This is a genomic window from Streptomyces sp. TAA486, assembly GCF_000426165.1.
On record NZ_AUEV01000022.1, the window covers coordinates 1 to 26,162 of the forward strand.

Genomic DNA, 26,162 nt, shown 5'->3' on the forward strand with positions numbered 1-26,162 from the left:
TCAGCCCGTCCATGGTCTTGGTGTCGGCGGTGACCAGTGCGTCTGCGGGGGCGCCCTGCTTGACCTGGGCGGCGAGCTCCTGGGAAGCAGCGAAGGAGAACTTCAGCTTCGTACCCGGGTGTTCCTTCTCGTAGGTCTTTCCCGCGATCTTGAACACGTCGGTGAGTGAAGAGGCGGCCAGGACCGTCAGTTCGGCCTCGGTGGCATTGCTCGAGCCCTCTTCGGTGCCGCTGTCCTTCTTGTCACTGCCACAGGCGGTCAGCGGTATGAGGAGCGAGGCGGTGATGATCGCGGCGGCGGCACGCCACCAAGTGACCGTGGACGACATGAAGTTGAGGCTCCTTGAACGGTGAGGGTCGACGGGCGCGGGGGAGGGGGGTCGGCGGGCGTCCGGGCAGGTCGCGGCGGGAAGGATTCGGGGACGGGGTGGTGCTCAGGTGCGGTCGATGTGCACGTTGGTCGACTTCACTCTGGCGGTGGCCTGCATGCCGACCTCCAGGCCCAGCTCCTCGACGGCCTCCCGCGTCAGCAGGGACACCAGACGGTTGCTCGGTCGACGTCCGCCGCCGCGGTGTGACGGTGCCTGGAGTCGGCCTCTGCACGCGCCGGCAAGCCCGATGCGGGCCGGGGCCCGGAGCCCGGCCAGACCCCGAAGCCCGGCCCGGGGCCCGACAACGAGGTCGAGCACCGCCTTGGCGTAGCCGCGGCAATCCGCCCCCAGTGCGGGACCGGCCGGGAGGCCCGTACTCCCAACGGCGGCACGTGCCTGCGCCCGTGACCAGCCAGGGCGGCCTCAGGGTGACCGGGGCGAACCCCCAAGGGAGAACTCGCAGTTCTCCCCGGGCTCATTCTCCGTCTGTTGAACACCGTCCCGGCTCCTGTCAGCCTGCGAAGAGGCGATGACCCACGGTGCCGGGAGCGTGGACATGGACAGCGCGCACTGGATCTACGCCCTGCTGGTGCTCGCCACCCTGCCGCCGATGATCCCGAATTCCGCCCTGGTGGCCGGTGCCGGTGCCATGGCCGCAGCGGGCGGGCTGAACCTGCCTCTTCTCATCCTCGTGCTGCTGGGCAGCACCGTTCTGGGCGACCTGGGAGTGTTCTGGGCGGGCCGGAGGTCCAGCGGCCGGGTCGTCGCCTGGCTGAGCCGCAGGCCCGGCCGCAGGTCGCTGCTGGAGCGCACGGCCGCGGGTCTGGAGCGGCACGGGGTGCCCTCGGTGATCGCCGTGCGCTTCGTACCCGGCGGGCGGGGCGTGGGCGGGCTGACCGCCGGGGTGGTCGGTTACCCGGTGCGCAGCTATCTCCTCGGCGCGGTGATCGCCGAGGCCGTCTTCGTCTCGTACACCGTCGGGCTCGGATACCTCGGCGGGCGGTTCGCCATGGACGGTGTGGCCCGGTGGTTCATAGGCCCGCTCGTGTCGCTCCTCGTAGCCGGTGTGGTGTCGGCCGTGCGGCGCATCGCGCGCGGACGCCTCGAAGAGTCCGAGAGGCCCCAGGAGCCCGAGGAGCCGGACCCCGTGCCGCAGTAGCGGCGTCCGGAGACGAGCGGGCCACTCACCCGAACGGATCCGGTCACCTGTGCGAGCGTGCGACCTCGGTGCACCTTTTGTCCTATGCGGCACCGTAAGCCCAAGCGGAGGCGTCCCGGCAGGCTCGTGTACGTGGCACTCGTGCCACTCGCGTTCGCCATGAGCTGGGAGGAGCCGGTGAGGGATGCCCTCTCGCCCGCCGCTCACCGGCAGCGGCACCGCGAGCCGGCCGAGGCGCGCACGCTGCCCGGCGCGCCGCGCCCCGACATCGTTCCGCGCAGCTCCTGGCACGCCGACGAGAGCCTCGTGAGGGAGCGGGCGTCGACGATGAAGAACGTGCGGGTCGTCTTCGTCCACCACACGAGCCAGCCCAACGGTTACGACTGCGACGCCGTGCCACGGATGCTGCGGCAGCTGGAGACGGAACACGTCGAGCGCGGTTGGGACGACCTCGGCTACAACTTCGTCGTCGACCACTGCGGCAACATCTACGAGGGCCGCTCCGGCGCACGTGGCCGCTCCGTCGAAGGGGCGCACACGAAGGGGTTCAACGCCCGCAGCCTCGGCATAGCGGCCATGGGCACCTTCGACGAGGGCGCCGAGGTTCCGCAGGTCATGATCGACTCGATCGCCGCCCTCGCGGCGTGGAAGCTGAAGCGCGGCATCGACCCGCACAGCGCGACGCGCCTCGTCTCCTCGAGCGACGAGAGCCGTTTCGACAAGGGCGACCATGCCCGGTTCCACGTCATAGCCGGGCACCGGGACGCCTTCGAGACCTCCTGCCCGGGCAGAGCGCTGCACGGCAAACTCCCGCAGATACGGGACGAGGCCGCGCGCCTGCGCGAGCGCGCCGAGGCCAGGAGGCCGGACCGCCCGTCGACGGAGGCGGGCAGACAGTGACCAGGCGGTCACGCCGCCGCCCGCGTCCGGCCCCGGGACCGTCAGGCCCCGGGACCGCTCCGCGCTCAGGCGGTCTTCAGGAACCCCAGCAGGTCGTTGTTGAACGTGTCGTGGCGCGCGCCGTACAGACCGTGCGGCGCGCCCGGGTAGATCTTGAGGGTCGGGTCCTTCACGAGTTCGGCGGTCTTGGGCGAGGACGCGTCGATGGGGACGATCTGGTCGTCGTCGCCGTGCGCGATGAAGACGGGCACGTCGATCCGCGTCAGGTCGTCGGTGAAGTCGGTCTCGGAGAACGCCTTCACGCACTCGTACGAGGCATTCATCGCCACCGACATCGCCATCAGCCAGAACGCGTCACGCGTGCCCTCGGAGACGTCCGAGCCGGGCCGGTTGGCGCCGTAGAAGGGGGCGGTGAGGTCCTGGTAGAACTGCGACCTGTCCTTCCGCACGCTCTCGCGCAGCTCGTCGAAGACGTCCATGGGCGACCCCTCGGGGTTGGCGTCCGTCTTCAGCATCAGCGGCGGTACGGCGCTGAGCAGCACGGCCTGCGCCACGCGGGACGTCCCGTGCTTGCCGAGGTACCGCGCCACCTCGCCGCCTCCCGTCGAGTGCCCGACGAGCGTGGCGTTGCTGAGGTTGAGGCTGTCCATCAGCTGCGAGAGGTCGTCGGCGTAGGTGTCCATGTCGTGGCCGGCCCACGGCTGACCGGAACGGCCGTGACCGCGACGGTCGTGCGCTATGACCCGGTAACCCTGTGACGCGATGAAGAACAGCTGAGGGTCCCAGACGTCCGCCGTCAGCGGCCAGCCGTGGCTGAAGACGACCGGGCGTCCCGATCCCCAGTCCTTGTAGAAGATCTCGGTCCCGTCCGTGGTGGTGATGGTGCCCATGGCTGGACTCCTTCCATCCTGCGGTTCTGCCGGTTCTGCCGGTTCTTCCGGATCCGGCCCGGAGCCGGCCCGGAGCCGGCCCGGGAGAAGGGAACTCAGTCCCCACCGTCGCGCGGGTGCGCGGGTCTCGCGAACGCGGACCGCATCGCCGCCGGTGAGAGCGGGCCCGTGACGGTCCGTGAATTCCGGTGACTTGGTGTGCGGATCCTGTGGCCCTTTCTTGAAGGCAACCGGGAAGCCCTCTCACGTACGACTGGCATGCCCCGGGAGGGGAACCAGTCGAGCGCTTGATCCGCGGGCAGCAGGACCGGCGGGGAGAGCGGAAAGGGGCCGGCAGGGGCCGGAGGACCGCAGAGAACGGAAGAGGTGCCATGGTCGACTCACTCGCCGAGCAGGGCAAGAAGGAAGACGCGGACGACGTCGTGGAGCTGATCCTGAGGGACCACCGCGCGATGGAGGATCTGTTCCGCGAGATGCGCAGCGTCGACGCCGACCGTGCGGCGGCGCTGCACAGGCTCGCCGATCTGCTGATCGCCCACGCCGAGGCGGAGGAGACGGAGGTCTACCCCGCGCTGCGTCGCTACAGGAACGTTGACGACGAAGAGGTCGAGCACGGCGTCGAGGAACACGCCGAGGGCAACGAGGCGTTGCTCGACCTGCTGGAGGCGGGCGCGCCCGGCAGCGACGACTGGGACGAGAAGCTTGAGGCCCTGGTCCAGGCGGTGAACCACCATCTGGACGAGGAGGAGCGTTCCCTCATCAACGACACCCGCGAGAACGTCGGCTCCGGGCGCCGTGCCGAACTGGGCCGGGCGTTCGCCCGCGCTCGCCGGGATCAACTCGCGTCGGCGCCGGGGCGGTTGGAGAACGTGCGAAGGATCGTGGAGGAGGCGGGCGCCTCGTCCGGGAGCTGAGGAACACGGCGCCCGACGGCGAGGGCCGGGCGCGGAGCCGACGGAAGGCGCCCCAACTGGGCTCCCGTGCGCCCCGGCTCCGCGATGCCGTGGGAGTCCCCCCGACGCAGCGGAGGTACTTCCATCGGGCGATACCTGCGAGGGCGGGGAGCACGGCTGCGGCTCGTGCTGCGGGTGTTCTCCCGGTGTTCCTGAGGGACGTGGGGCCCTTGCTGAGCGGCGGTTGCCGGAGGCCGGCACGGCAACGGGCCAACTGTCTGCAGCCACGCTGCAACTGCGCGAGTCCCAGGTCGCCCGCCCTCAACTACTCATGTTTCACGCCGAGTTGAGGCCTTCTCGTCCCGCGTGGTGCGGGACGCGCCACCGCGGCGCAGCCGGGTGCGTGCCTCCGGTGAGGCGGTGTCTACGAGCGGGACGCCCGGAAGTGACGGCCTGAAAGCCGTCCGTCGGGCCGTACTTGTGTACCCCGGGGGAATCGAGGGGAAACGCGCCGGACGCCGTCACGGCGCGACGGATATCGCCGTTCACGCCACTAGATTGAGCCCTACGAAGATACGGATTGCATGATTTGGACTGTGAATTCAGTACATAAAGACCGAGAGGACACGGGGTCTGCATGGAGCCTCGGGAGCTGTGGGAACGGCACACGGTGCTGGCCAGAGCCTTCTGCCAGAGCGACGAGGAGGTGCGTACGGCGCAGGTGACGCTGGACGACGCACAGGCGAGCCGGGCCCGTTCCCTCGCGGCGTTCGCGGTGGTGGTCGGCAACGACAAGGCGGTGGCCGAAATGCTCGGCCTGCCCGAGCGGGAGGTGCGCATCGCGCGCCGCACCGTGGGCAGGGACGACGCCCGCGCGCTCGCGGACGATCTGCTGATGGCGCCGCTCCAGCATCAGCAACCCGGCCCCGGCGCTGACGAGAACGTACGGGCAAACGACGCGGCCCACGCCCACGCGCACACGCAGGCAACGACGCAGGCCGCCGACCACATTCCGGGGCTCGACCAGACACAGCCGCAGCCGCAGTACCAGGTGCAGGGCCAGCAACAGGCCCCGCAGGTACAGCAGATGGCGTCCCAGGCGCACGTCCAATACCAGGCGCAGCACCAGCAGCCGGTCCAGCACCACGCCGCGCAGTCGTACTACCAGCCCCAGGAGCACTACCAGCAGCCGCAGGAACACTTCCAGACCTACGACCACTCGCAACTGCCGGACCACATGGGCTGGTCGCCCGTCCAGGACGCGGTGCTCGTCGACGGCTGGCAGTCCGGGGTCGACCTGGAGATCCTCGCCCTCGAACTCGGCACGGACCTGCGGAGGCTGACCGCCCGCGCGCAGTATCTCTCCGCGCAGGGACGGCTGTTCGTCGCTCCGGAGGAGACGGGACGGCAGGGAGGCAAGCACCGCAGGGAGACCGTGCAGCACCACGCGGGCATCCCCACCCAGCAGATGAGCTCCCCCGGAGACATGTTGCTGCCGGACGGCCTGGTTCCGGACGGATATGGCGGGTACTGGGCGAACTGGAACGAGATGCTGCCCGCCCCGCAGGCATGACCGGGCCCGAACCGCGGGTCGAGGCAGGGGCGACAGCCGGGACACGTCTGCGACAGCAGGGGCCAGGCGGCACGTCCGGGCCTCCGTGAGCGTTGATAGCGTGTACCCCCCCCCGACGACAGCCGCCCCTGCGGTGCGACTGATGAGGAGCCTGTGACGTGACCGCCCTCGCGCTGGGACCGAGTTGGCTCGACCCGGACTATCTGATCCAGACCTTCGGTCTGATCGGCATCCTGGTGATCGTCTTCGCGGAGTCCGGCCTGCTCATCGGCTTCTTCCTGCCGGGCGACTCCCTGCTGTTCACCGCCGGTCTGCTCGTCGCGACGGGACAGTACCTGCACTATCCGCTGTGGCTGGTCTGCACGCTCGTGGTGATCGCCGCGGTGCTCGGCGACCAGGCGGGCTATCTCTTCGGACGCAAGGTCGGCCCTGCCCTCTTCAAGCGCCCCGACTCCAAGCTGTTCAAGCAGGAGAACGTCGAGAAGGGCCACGAGTTCTTCGAGAAGTACGGACCCAAGTCCCTTGTGCTGGCCCGTTTCGTGCCCATCGTGCGGACGTTCACGCCGATCATCGCCGGCGTGAGCCGGATGCAGTACCGCTCCTTCCTGATCTTCAACGTCATCGGCGGCGTGCTGTGGGGCGCGGGCGTCACGCTGCTCGGCGCCCTGCTGGGGCAGATCGCGGCGGTACGCGAGCACATCGAGTTGATGCTGGTCGGCATCGTCCTGCTGTCCATCACGCCGATCATCATCGAGTTGCTGCGCGCCCGTAAGAGGAAGTCGCGCGGGGCGTCGGACGCCGGCTCATCGGCCGGCACCGGGTCCGGCGGCGGGGTGCCGCCCACCGGCGCCCCGGGGAACTCGGCGGACGACGGCGGCCAGCGCGGCCGGCACGCCCGCCGCTGAAGCGGCCCCCGCACTCAGCAGTCTCCCGCACCGCAACACGAGCTCGCACCCCGCACGCGACTGCGCCCCGCCCGCCCGGGTGACACCGGACGGACGGGGCGCAGTCGTGTGATCAGCAGCAGACGGGAGACGGAGACGGGGGAGGAGGGCTGTCTCAGACCTTGGCGCCCTCCTTGTCGTCCGTCCCGCCCTTGTCGTCGCTGCCGTCCGCGTCCGGAGCACCGTCGGCTCCGCCGCTCCCGCCGTCGCCGCGGCCGCCTTCGCGAGGACCGCCGGGCCACTCCGGCCGTCCACGCCCGGCCAGGCGCCGCAGCCACGGCCAGGCGAGCAGCACGACGATCACCACGTAGATCGTGACCGCGAACGGCGTGTTCACCAGCCCCGTCACGCTGCCGTCGCTGATCTGCAGCGCACGGCGCAGCTGCTGCTCGGCGTTGGGTCCGAGGATGACGCCGATGATCGCGGGCAGCACCGGCAGCCCGAAGCGCCGCATCATCAGCCCGACGACCCCGATGACGAGCAGGATCACCATGTCGATGGCCTCGCCGCCCACCGCGTAGGCGCCGACGGCCGCGAAGAAGAGGATTCCCGCGTACAGGTACGGGCGCGGGATGCGCAGCAGCTTCGCCCAGACCGGCGCCATCGGCAGGTTGAGCACGAGCAGCAGCACCATGCCGACGAAGAGCGAGGCGATGAGGCCCCACACCAGGTCGGGCTCCCGCTCGAAGAGCAGCGGGCCGGGCTGGATCCCGTACTGCTGGAACGCGGCCAGCATCACGGCGGCCACGGCGGTCGTGGGCAGACCGAGGGTCAGGAGCGAGACCAGCGTTCCGGCGGCCGAGGCCGACGACGCCGACTCGGGTCCGGCGACGCCCTCGATCGCGCCCTTGCCGAACTCCTTCTTGTGCTTGGAGAACCGCTTCTCGGTGACGTACGAGAGGAACGTGGGGATCTCGGCGCCGCCGGCGGGGATCGCCCCGAACGGGAAACCGATGGCCGGCCCGCGCAGCCACGGCTTCCACGTGCGCCGCAGGTCGGACCGGTGGAGCCAGGGCCGCCCCACGGGGATCGACTCCCCGGCGCTCCTGTGTGCGTGGGCGGCGACCCACAGCGCCTCGCCGATGGCGAAGAGCCCCACGGCCACGATGACGACGTCGATGCCGTCGGAGAGCTGGAGGCTGCCGAAGGTGAGCCGCTGCTGGCCCGTCATCTGGTCGAGCCCGACGAGCCCGATCGTCAGACCGATCAGCAGCGCCGCGAAGCCCCGTACCCGCGAGCTGCCGAGCACGGACGTGACGGCGATGAACGCCAGCACCATGATCGCGAAGTAGTCGGGCGCACCGATGTCCACCGCGAGCGCTGCGACCGTCGGCGCCAGGACCACCAGCAGGATCGTGCCGATCATGCCGCCCGCGAAGTGGCCGATTGCGGCTGCCGCGAGAGCCTGTGCGCCGCGTCCGGACTTCGCCATCGGGTTGCCCTCGATGGCCGTCACGACGGCCGCGCTCTCACCCGGGGTGTTGAGCAGGATCGAGGTGGTGGAGCCGCCGAACATCCCGCCGTAGTAGATGCCCGCGAACATGATGAACGCGCCGACGGGGTCGAGCCCGTAGGTCACCGGCAGCAGCAGGGCGACCGCCATGGCGGGGCCGATGCCGGGCAGTACGCCGATGGCGGTGCCCAGCAGTACGCCGACCGCCGCCCACAGCAGATTGAGCGGCGTCAGCGCCGTGCCGAAGCCGTCGAGCAGGGACGTGAGAGATTCCATCGGTCAGAGCACCCCCATCAGCGGGCCGCCGGGCAGGGGGACGCCCAGCAAGGTGTTGAAGGCCGCGAAGGTGGCCATGGACAGGACGGCAGCGATCAGCGGATCGCGGGAGAAGTTGCGGCTGCCGAGCGCGTACGCGGAACCCCAGAAGAGCAGGGCGCCGGTGACCGGGAAGCCGAGCGGGTCGATGAGGACGGCACTGGCGAGGAAGATCCCGGCCAGGAGCGCGACGGTGCGCCAGTCGGCGGGCTCGCTGCCTGCTACCTCTCCGGCGTCTCCTTCTCCGCGCCCACCGCGGAGCACGTCGACGGCCAGGACGACGGCGACCACGAGCAGGGCGACGCCGACGACGAGCGGGACCGTCCTGGGGCCGACCGGGCCGCGCTGGCCCGCGACGGTCTCCATGGTGAGCGTGTCGCCGAGCACGAGCACGCCGACGACCAGCAGCAGGACGCTGACGCCGAGTTCGGAGCGGCCGCGCAGCCATTCACGCCAACCGCCGGGCGGCGAGGGCGAGTTCACCGCACCGGAACCGGAGGCGGGTGCTTCCGCGTCCTGCGTGGGTTCCTTGGACTCGGTTGATCCGGTGCTCACTTGCCCACCTCCTCGAGGACGGACTCGACACGCTTGTCCTGGGCCTTGAGGAAGTCCCCGTACTTCTCACCGGTCAGATACGCGTCGTCCCAGCCGTTGCGCTTGAGGGACTTCTGCCACTGCGGGCTGCGGTGGAGCTCGTCGAAGAAGTGGATGAGCTTGGTGCGCTCCTTGTCCGACAGGCCGGGCGGCGCCATGATGCCGCGCCAGTTGGTGAACTCGACGTCCATGCCCGCCTCCTTGAGGGTCGGTGCGTCGAAGCCCTCGATCCGCTTCTTGCCGGTGACGGCGAGCAGGCGCAGTTCGCCGGACTTGATCTGGTCGCGGTACTCGCTGATGCCGGAGATGCCGAAGGCGACCTTGCCGCCGAGCACGGATGCGAGGAGTTCGCCGCCGCCGTCGAAGGGCACGTAGTTCACGGTCTTGGGTTCGATGCCGGCGTCCCTGGCCATGAGCATCGGGGCCAGATGATCGGGGCCTCCGGCCGACGAGCCGCCGCCGACGGGCAGCGAGCCGGGCTTCTTCTTCCAGTCGGCGAGCAGCTGCTCGAACGTCTTGTACTTGGACTTCTTCGAGACCACGACGATGTCCGGCTCCTCCACCGTGCGCGCGATCGGAGTCGCCTCGTCGAGAGTGGAAGGCGAGTCGTTCGTGCGCACGGCGCCCACGACGCCGAGGCCCATCGACATGGCGAGCTTGCCGTTGCCGCGCTCGTTGACGAGCCGGGTCAGGCCGACGGTGCCGCCGGCGCCCGGCAGGTTGAACACCTCGATGTTGTGGTTGAGTTCGGTGTCCTCCGCGTCCTTGGCGGCTGTGCGTGCGGTGATGTCGTAGCCGCCGCCGGGCGTGTTGGGCACCATGAACTGCAGCCCGGGGATGTTCGTCCCTGTCTCGGCACCGCTGCCCGTTGTGATCAGCGGGGGGCCGATCAGTACGAGCAGCGTCGCCCCGAGAAGAGACATGAGAGTGCGCTGACGCACGCGGGGCACCGCCTTTCGTGAGTGAGGTCCGGGTGGGGGGACGGCCCACATGCTGCACGGGGTACGCGGCGGTTTCGCCCCCTGTGCGCGAAAGAACTTAATGATCGTTGTGGTCATTGTGTTCACGGGGCTTCGCGGGGAACCGCTCCAAGGGTGAAATCACCGCAAAGCAGCGGCAGTTGAGGGGGTCACCGCGCGCCTGACGGACCGCGGGCCGGCGTCCGCTGCGGAGCCGGCGGCGGTCCCGTCTAGTCTTCCGCTCATGATTCATCTGCGGCTGATCGTTCCGTCGTCGCGTACTGGTGAGGTCACGTCCCTGCTGGACTCGACCGTGGGCACCGCGCATCTCGTCGTGCTGCCGGGCACCGCCCGCGACCCCGAGGGCGACGTGGTGATGTGCGACGTCGCCCGCGAGGCCGCCGACGAGCTCATCACCGAGCTGCGCCGCCTCGGCCTCCACACGCACGGAGCGATCTCCGTCGAGGACATCGACCTTTCGCTCTCCGACCGCGGCACCCAGGCCGAGGTCGACGCCCCGGGCGAGGGCGTGGACGCCGTGCTGTGGGAGTCCCTGACCGACGCGACGCACGAGGAGTCCCGCCTCTCGCTCACCTATCTGGCGTTCCTCGTCGTCGCGACGATGCTGGCCGCCTGCGGCGTCATGCTCGACAGCGCGATCCTCATCGTCGGCGCGATGGTGGTGGGGCCGGAGTTCGGACCGCTCGCGGGGGTCTGCACTGCGCTGGTGCGACGCAGCCCGCGTCTGGCGCTGCGTCCGCTGATCGCGCTGGTCGTGGGCTTCCCGCTGGCGATGCTCGCGACGGGTGCCTTCACCGAACTGATGGACGCGCTGGGCCTGTTCAGCGAGGAGAAGTACCGACAGCCGCACCCGGTCAGTGAGTTCGTGTGGAATCCGGACTGGATGTCGTTCGTGGTCGCCGTCCTGGCGGGCATCGCCGGGATACTCTCGCTCACTTCGGCCAAGTCGGGCGCGCTGGTGGGCGTGGCCATCTCCGTGACCACCGTGCCGGCGGCGGCCAACGCCGCGATGGCACTGAGCTACGGACTGCCGGGGGAGTCCCTTGCGTCGGCGGAGCAACTGGCGCTGAACCTGTGTGGAATTCTCGTAGCAGGAACGCTCACTCTCTCCGGACAGAGGGCGTTCTGGGCCTGGAAGCGCAGGCACCTCGCCCGGACGGCCTGACGTGTGACGTCCGCCGCGGAGCCGGCCCCGCCGCTACTGCCGCGGCGATTCCACGAACGACGGTGCCCCGCAACGCGAATCGCGTTGCGGGGCACCGTCGTTCCGTACGGGAGGCGCGGGGCCGGCTCGGGCCGGTCGGCCCGGCTCCCGGCGGACTCAGTCCTTCTGCATCGCGCCGGCCTTGCCGTCGTCGCCCTCGGCCGAGTCCTGCGGATCGCTGTCCGAGGAGGCGCTGTTGGTCGGCCCGATGAGGATCTCGTACTCGCCGCCGTACTGCTCGTGGCCGGCGAGCACGGCGATCTCGATGGCTTCGTCACCGCGTTCGCCGGTGACGATGAGCCGGTCGCGCCGCAGATCCCGCGTGAGCGCGATACACATGCCGATCATCACAAGCGTGAACGGCACCGCCACGAGAATCGTCAGATTCTGCAAACCGGTCAGCGCCGATGCTCCGCCCCCGCCGATCAACAGCATGATCGCGGCGACCGCACCGGTGAGCACACCCCAGACGATGACGACGTTCTTGCCCGGCTCCAGCGTGCCCTTCTGGGAGAGGGTTCCCATCACGATGGACGCCGCGTCGGCGCCGGACACGAAGAAGATGCCGACCAGGATCATCACGATGAGGCTGGTGACGCTCGCGATCGGGTACTCGCGCAGCATCGCGAACAGCTGGCCCTCCGCCGTCGACTGGTCGGTCAGCTTGGCACCGCCACGCTCGAGGCTGATGGCCGTACCACCGAAGATCGCGAACCAGACCAGGCTCACGACGCTCGGCACGAGGATCACGCCGCCGACGAACTGCCGGATCGTACGGCCCCGGCTGATGCGGGCGATGAACATGCCGACGAACGGCGTCCACGAGATCCACCACGCCCAGTAGAAGACCGTCCAGCTGGAGAGCCACGTGGCGACGTCCTTGCCCCCGGTCGAGTCGGTTCGCGCGGCCATCTGCGGCAGGTCACCGATGAACGAACCCACCGATGTCGGCAGCAGGTTGAGCATCAGCACCGTCGGGCCGACGACGAAGACGAAGAGGACCAGCAGGCCCGCCAGCACCATGTTGATGTTGGACAGCCACTGGATGCCCTTCTCGACACCCGAGATCGCGGAGGCGACGAACGCCGCGGTCAGCACCGCGATGATGATCACCAGGATCGGTGTGCCGACCTTCGAGGCCCAGTTGATCTCCTTCACACCGCTGCCGATCTGCAGGGCGCCGAGGCCCAGCGAGGCGGCGGAACCGAAGAGGGTCGCGAAGATGGCCAGGATGTCGATGACGCGTCCGAAGGCACCGTTCGCGTTCTTCTCACCGATGAGCGGTGTGAAGACGGCGCTGATGGTCTGCCGCCTGCCGCGCCTGAAGCAGCTGTACGCGATGGCGAGACCGACGACCGCGTAGATGGCCCAGGGATACAAGGTCCAGTGGAACAGAGTCGTCGCCATCGCGGTCTGCATGCGCTCGGCCGCGGAGCCGCCCGTACCCGGGGGAGGGTCGGTGAAGTGCGACAGCGGCTCGTTGACGCCGTAGAACATCAGGCCGATGCCCATGCCCGCGCTGAACATCATCGCGACCCAGGACACCGTCCGGAACTCCGGCTCCTCGCCCTCCTTGCCGAGGGTGATCTTCCCGTAACGGCTGAATGCCAGCCAGAGGGAGAAGACGACGAAGCCGGAGGCCGCGAGTACGAAGGCCCAACCGCCGTTGTGCATCGTGCTGGTGAGCATCGCGCTCGCCGCGCTGTCCAGGGAGTCGGTGGCAACTGCCCCCCAGATCACGAAGGCCAGGGTCAGCGCAGCTGTGACACCGAACACCACTTTGTCGGTCTGTGGTTTCGACGTAGCCCGCAGACCGGCGGAGTCGCCGCCCGGCGGCTCCCCTGTCGCGTCCTGTTCCACCCGTTTTTCCGGCACGCTTTGACCTTTCAGTTCTGGATCAGATCGGGGAGCAGCTACCCGACTTCCTGATCAGCATGCCGTCCGAAAATCTGTTTGTCTTCAGCTGCGCACAACCAGTGACGCAAGGAGGTCCTCGGTCGCTGCTGCCACTCGTTCGACGGCCTTGTCGAAGGCTTCGGCGTTGTGTGCCGCGGGCTTCCGGAAGCCGGACACCTTCCGTACGTACTGCAGGGCTGCTGCCCGCATGTCGTCGTCGGTGACGGCTTCGGCGTAGGGCGGTCGGAGTGTCTTGATGTTTCTGCACATACTCCGACGCTACTTCCGCCACCCCGTCCCGGTCACCGTCCGGGACGGCCGGTGGACGGACTCGGTGCCTCCCCCGGACGGAGCCCGAGGGGAAGGGGGAGACGGTGCGGTCGTGGACCGGTCCTGCCGGTCCCTTGATCAGCGGACATCGACGTTCAGTGGCATGACCTGCCCTTCCACCATGGCCGCGAGGCCGTTGACCGCGCTGAGGGACGGCTGGTCCGCGATGTGGACGGGCATGCCCGTGCCCGTCCGCAGACGCTCGTCGAGCCCTGGCAGCAGCGCGCTGCCGCCCGCCAGCACCATGCCGCGGTCCGCCAGGTCCGCGACCAGGTCGGGCGGGCAGTTGTGCAGGACGCTGCGGATCGCATCGGAGAGCCCGATCAGAGGAGCCTGTATGGCCGCCCGCACGTCGTCGGGGTCGATGCACACGGTGCGGGCCATGCCGGTCGCCACGTCGCGGCCCCACACCTCGGTCGTCTGGCCCTCTCCGGCGCCCGTGAGCGCCAGGTGCAGCGGGCGGACGGCCTGGCTGGGGAGGATCAGCTCGTGGTGGTTGCGCAGATGCTGGACGACCGCGTGATGAATGGTGTCGCCCCCCATCGGCACGGTCGTCGCGGAGACGATCGAGCCCAGCGAGAGCACGGCGATCTGGGTCGTCGTGGCCCCGCAGACGAGGATCATGGTCGCCTCGGGTTGCTCGACGGGCAGTCCGCAGCCCACGCCGGCCGCGGTGGGGGTGTCGACCAGTTCCACCTGCTTCGCGCCCACACCTGTCAGGGTCTCGACCGCCGCGCTGCGGGCCAGCGGGTCGGCGTTGTGCGGAATCGTGACGGCCGCACGCTGCATGGCACCCCGCCGCCGCCACGCACGCCGTACCGAGGACCCGACGAGCGCCCGCAGCATCCGCTGGGCCATCTCGATGTCGACCACGGTGCCGTTGCTGACGGGACGCACGACGCGGATATGGCCCGGTGTGCGCCCGTCCATGCGCTCGGCGGCGGTGCCGACGGCGATCAGCGCCCCGGAGAAGGTGTTCACGGCGACGACGGACGGTTCGTCCACGACGAGCCCCGCGTCCTTGATGTGGACACGGGTGCGGGCGGAGCCGACGTCGACGGCTACCGAGCAACGGCGCAGCTGGTCAAGAGGCTTGCTCACGGTGTTCCCCATCCTTGCCGGTGCGTGGGAGGGGTCCGCTCGCACGTGGGGACCCTGACCTCAGCGTGCACACGGCCCGGTGGGGCCGCCCGCTGGGCTGCTCCGCCCGAGTGATGCGGCGAGCAGCCCGGCGGGGCCGGTCGCCCGGGACTCAGCGCAGGTCCGGCACAGCCGCCTCCGCCGGCAGCGGGGGCCGCTCGCTGAACTGCGTCCGGTACAGCTGCTCGTATCGTCCGCCGAGGGCGAGCAACTCCTCGTGCGTGCCGCGCTCGACGATGCGTCCGCTTTCCAGGACGAGGATGAGATCCGCGGCCCGTACGGTCGACAGGCGGTGCGCGATCACCACGGACGTGCGTCCCGCGAGCGCCTCGGCCAGTGCCTCCTGGACGGCGGCCTCGGAGGTCGAGTCGAGGTGGGCCGTCGCCTCGTCCAGGATCACCACGCGTGGCTGCGCCAGCAGCAGCCGTGCGATGGTCAGCCGTTGCCGCTCACCGCCCGAGAGCCGGTAGCCGCGTTCGCCGACGACCGTGTCAAGTCCCTCCGGCAGCGCGGCGATCAGCCCGTCGAGGCGTGCGCGACGCAGGGCGTCCCACAGTTCGTCGTCGGTGGCCTCGGGGCGTGGCAGCAGCAGGTTGGCGCGGATGGTCTCGTGGAAGAGGTGCCCGTCCTGGGTGACCATGCCGAGGGTGCGGCGCAGCGAGGCCGCGGTCACGTCGCGCACGTCCGTGCCACCGATGCGCACGGTGCCGCTGTCCGCGTCGTAGAGCCGTGGAGCCAGCGAGGCGATGGTCGACTTGCCCGCGCCCGAGGAGCCGACCAGCGCCACCATCGCTCCGGGCTCGGCGCGGAAGGACACGCCGTGCAGGATCTCCTCCCCGCCGCGGGTGTCGAGCGTGGCGACGTCCTCGAGGGAGGCGAGCGAGACCTTCTCCGCCGAAGGATAGGCGAAGTGCACGTCGTCGAACTCGACGGAGACGGGCCCCTCGGGCACGGCGACGGCGTCCGGCTTCTCGTCGATCAGCGGTTTCAGGTCGAGCACTTCGAAGACCCGCTGGAAGCTGACCAGCGCGCTCATCACCTCGACCCGCGCACCGGCGAGCGAGGTCAACGGCGCGTACAGCCTGGTGAGCAGCAGCGCCAGGGAGACCACGGTGCCCGGGTCGAGGGTGCCGCGCAGCGCGTAGTAGCCGCCGAGCCCGTAGACGAGGGCGAGCGCGAGAGCGGAGACGAGGGTGAGTGAACTGATGAAGAGGTGCTGGACCATCGCGGTACGTACGCCGATGTCCCGCACACGTCCGGCCCGCCGCGCGAACTCCGCGGACTCCTCCTCCGGTCTGCCGAAGAGCTTCACGAGGGTGGCGCCCGGTGCCGAGAAGCGCTCCGTCATCTGGTTGCCCATCGCGGCGTTGTGATCTGCGCGTTCACGTTCCAGGCGGGCGAACCGCGTGCCCATGCGTCTCGCGGGCAGCACGAAGAGCGGGAGCAGCGCGAGCGTCAACAGCGTGATCTGCCATGACAGTTGGAGCATCACCACCAGGGTCGCCAGCAGCGTGACGAGGTTGCTGACCACCTGGGAGAGGGTGTTGCTGAACGCGCGCTGAGCCCCGATCACGTCGTTGTTGAGGCGGCTGACGAGCGCGCCCGTACGCGTGCGGGTGAAGAAGGCGACCGGCAGTCGCTGCACATGGTCGTAGACCGCCGTGCGCAGATCGAGGATGAGGCCCTCCCCGATACGGGCGGACAGCCACCGCGTGAGGAGGCCGGTCGCCGCCTCCGCGACGGCGATGAACGCGATCACGGACGAGAGCACCACGACGGTACGGACAGCGGCGCCGCCCGTGATCGCGTTGACGACCCTGCCCGCGAGGAGGGGAGTGGCCACGGTGAGCAGGGCAAGCGCGCTGCTGAAACCGAGGAAGGCCAGGAGCGCCCGGCGGTGGCCGCGGGCGAAGCGGAGGATGCGGATGAGCGTGGCCCGTGAGAAGGGGCGCTTGTCCTGCTGTGCGAAGCGGGTGGAGTAGAGCGCGTGCCACGCGGTCGTCTCCATACTCATGGTCTCTCCTGCCGGCGGGGGCGACGGGTCGGCGGTACGGGACGACCGTAGAAGTTGAAGTTACCTTGAAGTCAATGCTTCGGTGTGCGGGCGCTCCGTGCGTCGGGGGACGTCACCCGGGGGAGCGCGGTACGGGTGCTTCCGTACCGCTCCGGAGACGGGGAGAAGCGGAACCCGGGGACACGGGGTGATGGGTGATCAGCCGTCCGCAAGGGGCTTTGACCGGCTGTGATGGGGTCGCGACAGGGTGTCGTGCACGTGCATCGGCACATGCATAGGCACATGAACGAGGCTATGATCCAGGGCAGTTGAAGGACAACGGTGTCCCCACCGCGCACTGTGCGACACCCCCCCACCGCACCAGCCCGGGAGATCCAAGTGCCTCACCCGTACAACGGCATGGCCGCCAGGGACCTGCACGGGGTCGAGTGGCAGAAGAGCCGGCACAGCAACTCGCAGGGCACCTGCGTGGAGTTCGCAAGGCTTCCCGGCGGCGACATCGCCGTACGGAACTCACGCTTCCCGGACGGCCCGGCGCTGGTCTGCACACCCGCGGAGGTCGAGGCGTTGCTCCTCGGCGTCAAGGACGGCGAGTTCGACCACCTGGTGCAGGAGTGACCCCTCAGCCGAGGCAGGGGGCCGATTGTGAAGACGCCTTCCCCGCGGCGGGGGTTGAGCCGTTGCCACGCCAAATCACCGATCACGAAGGGGTCTTGAGTCGGCGTCCGGCCCGAAGGGCTTTGTGACCCGGGCCGCGGCGCCCCGTCCGCCATGGGTACGGCCTAGACGGGCCGCACCGACGTGAGCCGGAAGAGCGCCCAGACGACCTTGCCGCGCATCATCCCCGTCATCGGGTGCCAGCCCCAGCCGTCGCTGAAGGACTCCACCAGGCAGAGGCCCCGGCCCGACTCGGCCGTGAAGTCCGCATACTCGGTGCAGTTGTTGGTGGTCTCGGGCGGTGCGCCACTCGGATCGCGTACGGCGCACACGAGTCGTGACGCCCACCGCATCAGATCGAGTCTCACCGGAGAGGTCAGCTCCGGTGCCGGGGCCAGTGAAGCCGGCAGTCCGTGACGCAGTGCGTTGGTCACCAGCTCCGAGACGACGAGTGCGACGGTGTCGAACTCGGCCTCCAGCCGCCAGCGTTGCAGCGTCTCGCTGGTGAAGTCCCGTGCACTCTTGACCGCTTCGAAGCGGGCCGGCAGTGCACAGGTGGCGGACCCGGAGACGGTCGAGTGGTCGAGGTGCGGGAGACCACGCCACATGGGCTCCAGCACAGTCGATCCTTCGGTCCCCATGACGAGCCACTCCTGGCGTTCGCGGCAGTGATGATCCTGTGTGGATCCGGTCGATTTGCTGTCCCGATTGGTCTCGCTGTTCCTCGGTCCCCGTACCCCTTGTTCCACAACTGCGCTGGCATGCAGTGCACTTGTCCGATGCCTATGGTTCCCAATGCCCACGGCAGATGCAAGGGCAGATGCACGTGCACGCAAGACTTTCGATCGTGTGTAATCACCCGGGCACGCAACGAAGCGTATTGATGGCACACTTCCTTCAGAGCAGGGTGAAGGGTTTCTCGAAAATGGAGACACAACCGGCAATGGGTGTGAGCGGCGGCGCAATCGGGGCGAGTGGCTCAAGTGGGTCGATGGTCCGTCGCATCCTGCTCGGATCTCAGCTCCGCCGCCTCCGTGAGGCCTGCGGTGTCACCCGTGAGGCAGCCGGTTACTCGATCCGCGCGTCCGAATCCAAGATCAGCAGGATGGAGTTGGGCCGTGTGAGCTTCAAGGCCCGCGATGTGGCCGATCTGCTGACGCTCTACGGAGTGGTCGACGACTCCGAACGCGAGCCGCTGCTCGGGCTCGCCAGGGACTCGAGCATAGCCGGGTGGTGGCACAGCTACAGCGACGTGCTGCCCGGCTGGTTCCAGACGTACGTCGGCCTCGAGGGGTCCGCCTCTCACATCAACACCTACGAAGTGCAGTTCGTGCACGGCTTGTTGCAGACGGAGGAGTACGCGCGCGCCGTCGTCACCGCCGGGCACCAGAGCCACATCCCCTACGACGAGGTCGAGCGCCGCGTCGCCCTCCGCGTCGAGAGGCAGAAGCTGCTGCTCGGTGAGAACGCCCCGAAGCTCCTCTGCATCCTCGACGAGGCCGCGCTGCGCCGCCCGTTCGGCTCGCACGAGATCATGGACGCCCAGCTGCGCCACCTCGCGGAGGTGTCGGAGTCACCCAACATCACTGTTCAGATCGTCCCGTTCGAACTCGGCGGTCACCCTGCGGAGAGCGGTGCCTTCACGCTCCTGCGCTTCCCCGAGTCCGATTTGAACGACGTGGTGTATCTGGAGCAGCTGACCAGTGCTCTTTACCTGGACAAGAAAGACGAAGTTGCTCACTATGACCAGGTGTTGAGTCGATTGGTGAAGGACAGTCTGTCCCCGTCGCGTACGCGCGATCATCTGCAAGCAATACGCCAACTCGGCTGAATTGCAAGTACGATGACCAGCTATCAGTACGGGAGTTGTGCTACGGCTGTCGACCGCAGCCGGCAATGCTCAACTTGTTCCTGCCCCACGAAGGAATGACATGTCCTACTTCACGGACCTGGCGCTTCAGTACATAGACGGCCAGTGGTGCGAAGGAAGCGGCTCCTGGGACGTCATCGACTTCGACCCGTACAACGACGAGAAGCTGGCCTCCATCACGGTCGCGACGGCCGAAGAGGTCGACCACGCCTACCGTGCGGCCGAACGGCACCAGCGCGACTGGGCGAAGACGAACCCGTACACCCGTCGGCAGGTCTTCGAGCGGGCCATCCGGATCATCGAGGACAACGAAGAGGCCATCAGCGAGGCCCTCATCGCCGAGGTCGGCGGTACGCGGCTGAAGGCCAGCATCGAACTCCACCAGACCAGGGAATTCCTGCGTGAGACCGTCCACTTGGCGCTGCGCGCCGAGGGCCGGATCGTGCCGTCCCCCATCGACGGCAAGGAAAACCGCGTGCACCGCGTCCCCGTCGGGGTCGTCGGCGTCCTCACGCCCTACCACTTCCCGCTGCTGCTCTCGTTGAAGACGATTACGCCGGCGCTCGCCCTCGGCAACGCCGTCGTCCTCAAGCCGCACCAGAACTCGCCCGTGTGCGGCGGTTCGCTGGTGGCCAAGATCCTCGAGGACGCGGGTCTGCCGCCCGGCGTGCTCAACGTTGTCATCAGCGACACAGCCGAGATCGGCGACACGTTCATCTCGCACCCGGTGCCGAAGGTCATCTCCTTCACCGGCTCCGAGCCGGTCGGCCGGCAGGTCGCGACGGTCGCCGCCTCGCACTTCAAGCGCACGATTCTCGAGATGGGCGGCAACAGCGCGCTCATCGTCCTGGACGACGCCGACCTCGACTACGCGGTGGACGCCGCGGTGTTCAGCCGTTTCGTGCACCAGGGCCAGGTGTGCATGTCGGCCAACCGCATCATCGTCGACCAGGACGTCTGCAAGGCGTTCAACGAGAAGTTCACCGCCAAGGTCGAGACGCTGAAGGTGGGCGACCCGCGCGACCCGGACACGCAGATCGGCCCGCTCATCAACGCCGTTCAGGCCGACAAGGTCAACTCCCTTGTGGAGCGCACGATCGCGGAGGGCGCGACCGCTCTCGTACACGGAACCAAGCGGGGCAACCTCGTCTCTCCGACGATCCTCACCGACCTGCCCGACGGCTCACCCGCACTGCGTGAGGAGATCCTCGGCCCCGTGGCCCTGGTCATCCCGGTCGACGGTGAGGACGAGGCGGTGCGGGTCGCGAACGACACCCCGTACGGCCTGGGCGGTGCCGTGCACACGGGCAACATCGACCGCGGCCTGCGCGTGGCTCACCGGATCGAGACCGGCATGGTCCACATCAACGACACCACAGTGGCCGACGAGCCGATCGTCCCGTTCGGCGGCGAGAAGAACTCCGGCCTCGGCAGGCTCAACGGCGAACAGATGGTGGACGCCTTCACCACCACCAAGTGGATCTCCATCCAGCACGACCGTAGCGGTTTCCCCTTCTGAGGCATCGGGACGTCTTCCGGGCCGGGACCGCGACCCGGGATCGTCCGCGCCCAGGGCTGTTCGCGCGGAACCGGGCCTCGTCCGAGTTACGCCCTCGCCCCAGGCGCGGCCCTGCTCCGTGATCGTTGCCGGCCGGGCAGCGGACCCGCCCGCCAAGCCGTACCGCTTGAGGACAGTCCCTGACCGCAAGCCCTCATAGCGTTGTCGTCATCGAGAGACGCCTGAATGGGCGGCTCCTGGCGGAAGGTGACGACCATGCCTGTAGTCGTGAAGTCGGAAGCGCCCGGCGACGAGCGCGGCGCACTCCTGGCCTACCTGGACGCCCAGCGCGGCGGCGTCCGGCGCTCCCTGCACGGGCTCACGGAGGAGCAGGCCCGCAGCGTCCCTTCGGCCAGTGCCCTCTCGCTCTCCGGAGTGCTCAAGCACGTGGCCACGGGGGAGCGCGGCTGGCTGCGCAGACTCCAGGCCGACGGCGAGGAGTTCGACTTCTCCGCCTCGGTCGGAGAATGGAAGGACAGCTTCAGCCCGGGGGACGGCGAGACCGTCCAGGTGCTGCTCGACCTCTACGAGCGCGTGGCACAGGAGACCGACGCGGCCGTGCGTGCCCTCGGTTCGCTCGACGAGACCTTCGACGCGCCCAAGGTCCCCTGGGACGAGGGCGGCAAGCGCTCCTGGCGCTGGGCTCTCCTGCACCTGATCGAGGAGACGGCACGGCACGCGGGGCACGCGGACGTCATCAGGGAGAGCATCGACGGCAAGGGAGCCTTCGACCTCGTCTTCGAGACCGGAGCCATGCCCGAGCCGGACTGGGCGGCCTTCGGGAGCGAGCCCCTGAAGTAGCGGACGGCGGGGCGGCCGGGGGCCCGAGCGGAACCCGGGCCGCCTGGTGCCTCGCCCGACGCCCCCGCCCGGAACCTCCCCTCACCGAAGTCCGTCTCGTCGCCCGCGCACCGCCCGTCTAGGCTGGCGGCGACGCGGGCGCGACGCGCCGGACTGCGAGAGGGAGACGATGTCGGCGATCCGGCTGCTGGTGCTGGGCGCGGTGCGCCAACACGGGCGGGCACACGGCTACATGGTCCGCAACGACCTGGAGTTCTGGGGCGCGCACGAGTGGTCCAACGCCAAACCGGGCTCGATCTACCACGCGCTCAAGCAACTGGCCAAGCAAGGTCTGCTGCGTCAGTACGAGACCGCTCCGAGCACCGCCGGCGGCCCGCCCCGCACGCAGTACGAGGTGACCGATGCCGGCAGCGCCGAGTTCATGAGGCTGCTGCGTCACGCGCTCACGGCCATCGACGAGAAGCAGGACATGCTCACCTCGGGCGTCGGCTTCATCGTCGATCTGCCCCGCGACGAGGCCGTCTCGCTGCTCAAGAAGCGCATCGCGTCCCTGGAGGAGTGGCGGCAGGAGGTGACGAGCCACTGGGCGCCGGACGAGAGCACCCCCGAGGAGTGGGGCCACATCGGCGAGATCATGAAGCTCTGGGTGCACAACGCCGACAGCGGCGCGGAGTGGGCGCGCGGACTGGTGGAGCGCCTCGAGAACGGTGCGTACGTCATGGCGGGCGAGGGTGAGCGTCAGGTCGACGTGCTACCGCCGGGCACCGAGAACCCGTTCGCGGGGCAGTAGGACAGCGGGGCAGTAAGACAGCTCATCAACTTTGACTAATGGGCCTCGGTCCGGCTAACCTGCCAAGGGCGGGTAGTCAAATTTGATCAGAACTATTGGGGTGGAGGAGCGGCATGAACACCGACGACGCGATCGTGGCCGTGGGGCTGCACAAGGACTACGGGGGCAAGCCCGCGCTCGCGGGCCTGGATCTGACCGTGCCGCGCGGCACCGTCCAGGGACTCCTGGGACCCAACGGCGCCGGCAAGACCACGCTCGTACGGATCCTCGCCACCCTTGTCCGCCCGAGCGCCGGGCGCGCAGAGGTCGCCGGCTGGGACGTGGTGCGGCAGCCCGGCCAAGTGCGCCGCCGCATCGGCCTGTTGGGGCAGCACGCGGCCCTCGACGAGGAGCTGGGCGGCAGGGAGAACCTCGAGATGTTCGGGAGGCTCCACCACCTCGGTGCCCGGACGGCGAGGACGCGCGCGGGCGAACTCCTCGATCGCTTCGGGCTCGCGGACACCGGCCGCAAGGCCGTGCGCCGGTACAGCGGAGGTATGCGCCGCCGCCTCGACCTGGCTGTCGCGCTGCTCGGCACCGTTGACGGCGGTGCACCGGACGTCCTTTTCCTCGACGAGCCGACGACGGGCCTCGACCCGCGCGGCCGCACCGAGGTCTGGGACGCGGTGCGCTCACTGGCCGGCGGGGGAGCGACCGTACTGCTCACCACCCAGTACCTGGAGGAGGCGGACCAGCTCGCGGACTCCGTCGCCGTGATCGACGGCGGGCGAGTGGTGGCCGAGGGCACCACCGGGGAGCTCAAGTCCCGCCTCGGCGGTGACCGCATCGACGTCGTCGTGCACGAAGCAGCGGACCTGGACGCCGCCGCCTCCGCCCTGGCCGCGGCCCTCTCCCGTACGGGAGGCGGCACGTCCCCGGATGCCGCCGTCGAGAGCGACCCGTACCGGCGGCTGGTGAGCGCCCCGGTGTCCGACCGCATGGCCGCGCTGACCGAGACCGTGAGGGCGCTGGGTGAGGCCGGCATCGAAGCGGAGGACGTCGCCCTGCGCAGGCCGACCCTCGACGAGGTCTTCCTGCACCTGACCGGCGGGCCGCAGACCGGAACGATGACCGAGCAGCAGCCCGCGGAGGCAGTCGCATGAGCAGCTACGTGATGACCGATTCCTGGACGATGACCCGGCGCGGCCTCTCGCACTGGCGGCGGCAGCCCGTGCAGGCAGTGGTGGGCCTGGCCTTCCCCGTGCTGATGCTGGTGATGTTCGCCTACTTCCTCGGCGGCGGCATGGGTGTGGAGAACTACCGCGAGTTCCTGGTGCCCGGCATGCTCGCGCTCACCATGGCCTTCGGGCTGGAGTCGACCATGGTCGCGCTGACGCAGGACCTGACGAAGGGAGTGATCGACAGGTTCCGCTCGCTGCCGATGCATTCCTCGGCGGTGCTCGTCGGGCGGAGCGTGCTGGACATGCTGCAGTCGGCGCTCAGTCTGCTCGTGCTGCTGGCCGTCGGGCTCGCGATGGGGTGGCGCTGGCACGGCACGGCAGCGGCGGCACTCGCCGCGGTGGCCCTGCTCCTCCTGCTGCGCTTCGCGCTGCTGTGGGTCGGCATCTACCTCGGTCTCGTCGCCGGCAGGCCGGAACTGGTGCAGGCCGTGCAGATCCTGGTCTGGCCTGTGGCGTTTCTCTCGAACGCGTTCACCTCCCCCGACACCATGCCGGGGTGGATGGGCGCGGTCGCCGAGTGGAACCCGATGTCGGCCACCGCACAGGCCGTACGTGAACTTTTCGCCAACCCCGTGTGGGGCGGCGGCGGTTCGTGGGCGACGGAGCACGCGCTGCTGCTGGCCGTCGTCTGGCCCGTGGTGCTGGCTGTGGTGTTCTTCACGCTCTCCGTGCGCCGCTACCGCGCACTGGGGCGCTGAGCCTGCCGGATCCGGCCCAACCCCGCAGCGCACAGTTTCCGCCACGTTCCGCGGGTGCCGTCGCACGCGTGTCGGGAACCACCCTTACGGGCACCCTGACCGGGACCTCCGCCCGGGAGCGACCCTATGCTTCGGACCAGCGGGCGGAAGTGGGCGAAGGCCGCGGACGCGAGTGTTAGGGAGCGGGAAGAAAGTGGTCGGGGAGCCGAAGCGCAACGGCCGGTCGGCGGAGAACGGGGATGCCTCGGAGGAGGCGCGGCAGCAACTCGCCGAAGAGGTGCACAGCGCGTTCACACCGCCCCAGGGCATGCCGCTGCCGCCCCTACCGGACGACCACCCCAGCTCCGAATTCGCCGTTCCCGAGGGGCTGTTGACGTCGCCGCCGCAGGAGTTCGGCAGCGCCTTCACACCGCCCGAGGGTGTTCCGAAGGTCTCCCTGATAAAGCCGGGCGGCCCGTGGCAGGACCGGATGCGCACGATGATCCGGATGCCGCTCGCGGAGCGGCCCGCGCCGGAGAGGCCCGGCCGTCCCGAGGACACGGAGACGGGCCCCGCCGTGCCCCGTGTGCTCGACCTCACGCTCCGCATCGGCGAACTGCTGCTCGCGGGAGGCGAGGGTGCCGAGGACGTCGAGGCCGCGATGTTCGGCGTGGCCCACGCCTTCGGGCTCGACCGCTGCGAGCCCACCGTCACCTTCACGCTGATCTCGATAACGCACCAGCCCTCGCTGGTCGACGACCCGGTCACGGTCGGCCGGACGGTACGCCGCCGCGGCACCGACTACACGCGTCTCGCCGGCGTCTTCAGGCTCGTCGACGACATCACCAAGGGCGACGTCACGCTGGAGGAGGCCTACCGGCGCCTCGCCGCCATGCGCCGTAACCGCCACCCGTACTCCAAGAACGCGCTGACCCTCGCCAGCGGCCTGCTCTCCGGCGCCGCGTCGCTGCTCGTCGGCGGTGACGGGCTGGTCTTCGTACTGGCCGCGATCGGGGCGATGCTCGGCGACAGGCTGGCGTGGCTGTGCGCGGCACGCGGACTGCCGGAGTTCTACCAGTTCACGGTCGCCGCGGTCCCCCCGGCGGCGATGGGCGTCGCTGTGGCGCTCTTCGACTCGCAGGAGGAGACGAAGCTCAAGGCCGCGGCCGTCATCACCGGTGGTCTCTTCGCGCTGATCCCCGGCCGGGCACTGGTCGCGGCCGTGCACGACGGGCTGACCGGCTTCTACATCACGGCGGCGGCCCGCCTGCTGGAGGTCATCTACCTCGTCGTCGGCATCGTCGGCGGCGTGCTGGTGATGCTCTACATCGGCTCGAAGCTGGGCGCCGAGCTCACGCCGGAGAACACGCACGGCGACGTCAGCCCGGTGATACAGCTCTTCGCGGCGATGCTGCTGGCTCTGGCCTTCTGCGTACTGCTCCAGCAGGAACGTCACACCGTGGTCCTGGCGACCCTCAACGGCGGTGTCGCCTGGCTGGTCTACGGGGCGCTGACGAACCCTCCGGTGAACGTCGACGCGGTGGCGGCGACGGTCACCGCGGCCGGACTGGTCGGCCTCTTCGGGCAGTTGATGTCCCGCTACCAGTTCGCGTCGTCGCTGCCGTACATCACGGCGGCGATCGGACCGTTGCTGCCCGGTAGTGCCACGTACTTCGGACTGCTCAACATCGCCCAGGGACACATGGACGAGGGCATCCTGAGCATGTCCAGGGCCGTCGCACTCGCGCTTGCCATCGCCATCGGCGTCAACCTGGGCGGCGAGCTGGCGCGGCTGTTCATCAAGAGCCCCGGCGTGGAGACGCCGCTGCCCGGCCGCCGCGCGGCCAAGCGCACCCGCGGCTTCTAGGCCGATCTCCCGAACGCCTCGTCGCCGCCCGCAACTGCTCCCCACCGGTGTGAGGGGGCCGGCGCTC

At 69.4% G+C, this 26,162-nt stretch carries 24 protein-coding genes and 1 pseudogene; 14 read left to right on the forward strand and 11 right to left on the reverse strand.

Annotated features, from left to right (window positions below; all coding sequences use genetic code 11):
- The coding region (locus I004_RS0126560) for an extracellular solute-binding protein (RefSeq protein WP_028437988.1) at positions 1–328 on the reverse strand (328 nt) is incomplete at its 3' end.
- Positions 329–433: 105 nt separating this feature from the next.
- Positions 434–547 (reverse strand): annotated as a pseudogene (locus I004_RS38555) (TOBE domain-containing protein); the annotation flags it as partial.
- A gap of 379 nt (positions 548–926) precedes the next feature.
- Between I004_RS38555 and I004_RS36200 the strand changes: the two are divergent.
- Both I004_RS36200 and I004_RS36205 read left to right on the forward strand, forming a co-directional pair.
- Complete coding sequence (locus tag I004_RS36200) at positions 927–1,529, forward strand: VTT domain-containing protein (RefSeq protein WP_158677110.1); 603 nt, start codon at positions 927–929, stop codon at positions 1,527–1,529.
- A 132-nt stretch (positions 1,530–1,661) separates the two neighbouring features.
- Positions 1,662–2,429: a peptidoglycan recognition protein family protein gene (locus tag I004_RS36205; RefSeq protein WP_486580387.1), complete on the forward strand. Its 768-nt coding sequence runs from the start codon at positions 1,662–1,664 to the stop codon at positions 2,427–2,429.
- 65 nt (positions 2,430–2,494) lie between these two features.
- Here I004_RS36205 and I004_RS0126580 read toward each other — a convergent pair whose 3' ends face one another.
- Positions 2,495–3,319, reverse strand: a complete 825-nt coding sequence (locus I004_RS0126580) for an alpha/beta fold hydrolase (protein WP_028437989.1) — start codon at positions 3,317–3,319, stop codon at positions 2,495–2,497.
- Between the two features lie 371 nt (positions 3,320–3,690).
- On the opposite strand from I004_RS0126580, the gene I004_RS0126585 reads away from it, so the two are divergent.
- The 3 genes from I004_RS0126585 (at position 3,691) to I004_RS0126595 (ending at position 6,690) form a co-directional block, all read left to right on the forward strand.
- Entirely contained in the window at positions 3,691–4,233 is a 543-nt protein-coding gene (locus tag I004_RS0126585) for a hemerythrin domain-containing protein (RefSeq protein WP_051345472.1), read from the forward strand.
- Positions 4,234–4,849: 616 nt separating this feature from the next.
- The gene (locus tag I004_RS36210) at positions 4,850–5,785 is read left to right on the forward strand and encodes a hypothetical protein (protein WP_028437991.1); all 936 of its coding nucleotides are present in this window, start codon (positions 4,850–4,852) and stop codon (positions 5,783–5,785) included.
- A 158-nt stretch (positions 5,786–5,943) separates the two neighbouring features.
- Positions 5,944–6,690 (forward strand): VTT domain-containing protein, encoded by a 747-nt coding sequence (locus I004_RS0126595; RefSeq protein WP_028437992.1) that lies wholly within the window; start codon positions 5,944–5,946, stop codon positions 6,688–6,690.
- Positions 6,691–6,844: 154 nt separating this feature from the next.
- On the opposite strand, the gene I004_RS0126600 is transcribed toward I004_RS0126595, so the two are convergent.
- From I004_RS0126600 to I004_RS0126610, 3 genes are all read right to left on the reverse strand, one after another.
- Positions 6,845–8,458: a tripartite tricarboxylate transporter permease gene (locus I004_RS0126600; RefSeq protein WP_028437993.1), complete on the reverse strand. Its 1,614-nt coding sequence runs from the start codon at positions 8,456–8,458 to the stop codon at positions 6,845–6,847.
- 3 nt (positions 8,459–8,461) lie between these two features.
- Positions 8,462–8,980: a tripartite tricarboxylate transporter TctB family protein gene (locus I004_RS0126605; RefSeq protein ID WP_051345486.1), complete on the reverse strand. Its 519-nt coding sequence runs from the start codon at positions 8,978–8,980 to the stop codon at positions 8,462–8,464.
- A 68-nt stretch (positions 8,981–9,048) separates the two neighbouring features.
- Positions 9,049–10,032 carry a tripartite tricarboxylate transporter substrate binding protein gene (locus I004_RS0126610; RefSeq protein WP_028437995.1) on the reverse strand — a complete coding sequence of 328 codons (984 nt, stop codon included), beginning with the start codon at positions 10,030–10,032 and terminating at the stop codon, positions 9,049–9,051.
- Positions 10,033–10,294: 262 nt separating this feature from the next.
- Between I004_RS0126610 and I004_RS0126615 the strand changes: the two genes are divergently transcribed.
- Positions 10,295–11,236, forward strand: a complete 942-nt coding sequence (locus I004_RS0126615; protein ID WP_028437996.1) for a DUF389 domain-containing protein — start codon at positions 10,295–10,297, stop codon at positions 11,234–11,236.
- Positions 11,237–11,392: 156 nt separating this feature from the next.
- Here the strand turns inward: I004_RS0126615 and I004_RS36215 are convergent, their stop codons facing one another.
- From I004_RS36215 to I004_RS0126635, 4 genes are all read right to left on the reverse strand, one after another.
- Positions 11,393–13,150: a BCCT family transporter gene (locus I004_RS36215; RefSeq protein ID WP_051345473.1), complete on the reverse strand. Its 1,758-nt coding sequence runs from the start codon at positions 13,148–13,150 to the stop codon at positions 11,393–11,395.
- Positions 13,151–13,234: 84 nt separating this feature from the next.
- A complete protein-coding gene (locus I004_RS0126625) occupies positions 13,235–13,441 on the reverse strand; it encodes a DUF2277 domain-containing protein (RefSeq protein WP_028437997.1) in 207 nt (68 codons plus the stop codon).
- Between the two features lie 138 nt (positions 13,442–13,579).
- The gene (locus tag I004_RS0126630; RefSeq protein WP_028437998.1) at positions 13,580–14,602 is read right to left on the reverse strand and encodes a rod shape-determining protein; all 1,023 of its coding nucleotides are present in this window, start codon (positions 14,600–14,602) and stop codon (positions 13,580–13,582) included.
- Positions 14,603–14,753: 151 nt separating this feature from the next.
- Complete coding sequence (locus I004_RS0126635; protein ID WP_028437999.1) at positions 14,754–16,655, reverse strand: ABC transporter ATP-binding protein; 1,902 nt, start codon at positions 16,653–16,655, stop codon at positions 14,754–14,756.
- 378 nt (positions 16,656–17,033) lie between these two features.
- Here I004_RS0126635 and I004_RS0126640 point away from each other — a divergent pair, with 378 nt between their 5' ends.
- Entirely contained in the window at positions 17,034–17,273 is a 240-nt protein-coding gene (locus I004_RS0126640) for a DUF397 domain-containing protein (RefSeq protein ID WP_028438000.1), read from the forward strand.
- A 164-nt stretch (positions 17,274–17,437) separates the two neighbouring features.
- Here the strand turns inward: I004_RS0126640 and I004_RS0126645 are convergent, their stop codons facing one another.
- Entirely contained in the window at positions 17,438–17,953 is a 516-nt protein-coding gene (locus I004_RS0126645; RefSeq protein WP_028438001.1) for an ATP-binding protein, read from the reverse strand.
- A 350-nt stretch (positions 17,954–18,303) separates the two neighbouring features.
- Between I004_RS0126645 and I004_RS0126650 the strand changes: the two genes are divergently transcribed.
- The 7 genes from I004_RS0126650 (at position 18,304) to I004_RS0126680 (ending at position 26,095) form a co-directional block, all read left to right on the forward strand.
- The gene (locus I004_RS0126650) at positions 18,304–19,143 is read left to right on the forward strand and encodes a helix-turn-helix domain-containing protein (protein WP_486580393.1); all 840 of its coding nucleotides are present in this window, start codon (positions 18,304–18,306) and stop codon (positions 19,141–19,143) included.
- Positions 19,144–19,243: 100 nt separating this feature from the next.
- On the forward strand, positions 19,244–20,701 hold the full coding sequence (locus I004_RS0126655) for an aldehyde dehydrogenase family protein (RefSeq protein ID WP_028438003.1): 1,458 nt from the start codon (positions 19,244–19,246) through the stop codon (positions 20,699–20,701).
- Between the two features lie 255 nt (positions 20,702–20,956).
- Positions 20,957–21,541 carry a DinB family protein gene (locus tag I004_RS0126660; protein WP_028438004.1) on the forward strand — a complete coding sequence of 195 codons (585 nt, stop codon included), beginning with the start codon at positions 20,957–20,959 and terminating at the stop codon, positions 21,539–21,541.
- A gap of 169 nt (positions 21,542–21,710) precedes the next feature.
- Positions 21,711–22,331, forward strand: coding sequence for a PadR family transcriptional regulator (locus I004_RS0126665; protein WP_028438005.1), 621 nt, complete (start codon positions 21,711–21,713; stop codon positions 22,329–22,331).
- A gap of 113 nt (positions 22,332–22,444) precedes the next feature.
- Complete coding sequence (locus I004_RS36220; RefSeq protein ID WP_037977955.1) at positions 22,445–23,473, forward strand: daunorubicin resistance protein DrrA family ABC transporter ATP-binding protein; 1,029 nt, start codon at positions 22,445–22,447, stop codon at positions 23,471–23,473.
- A complete protein-coding gene (locus I004_RS0126675) occupies positions 23,470–24,249 on the forward strand; it encodes an ABC transporter permease (protein ID WP_028438006.1) in 780 nt (259 codons plus the stop codon). Before I004_RS36220 ends, I004_RS0126675 begins: the two co-directional genes overlap by 4 nt.
- Before the next feature lie 193 nt (positions 24,250–24,442).
- Positions 24,443–26,095 carry a threonine/serine exporter family protein gene (locus I004_RS0126680; RefSeq protein WP_028438007.1) on the forward strand — a complete coding sequence of 551 codons (1,653 nt, stop codon included), beginning with the start codon at positions 24,443–24,445 and terminating at the stop codon, positions 26,093–26,095.
- Positions 26,096–26,162: the final 67 nt, after the last annotated feature.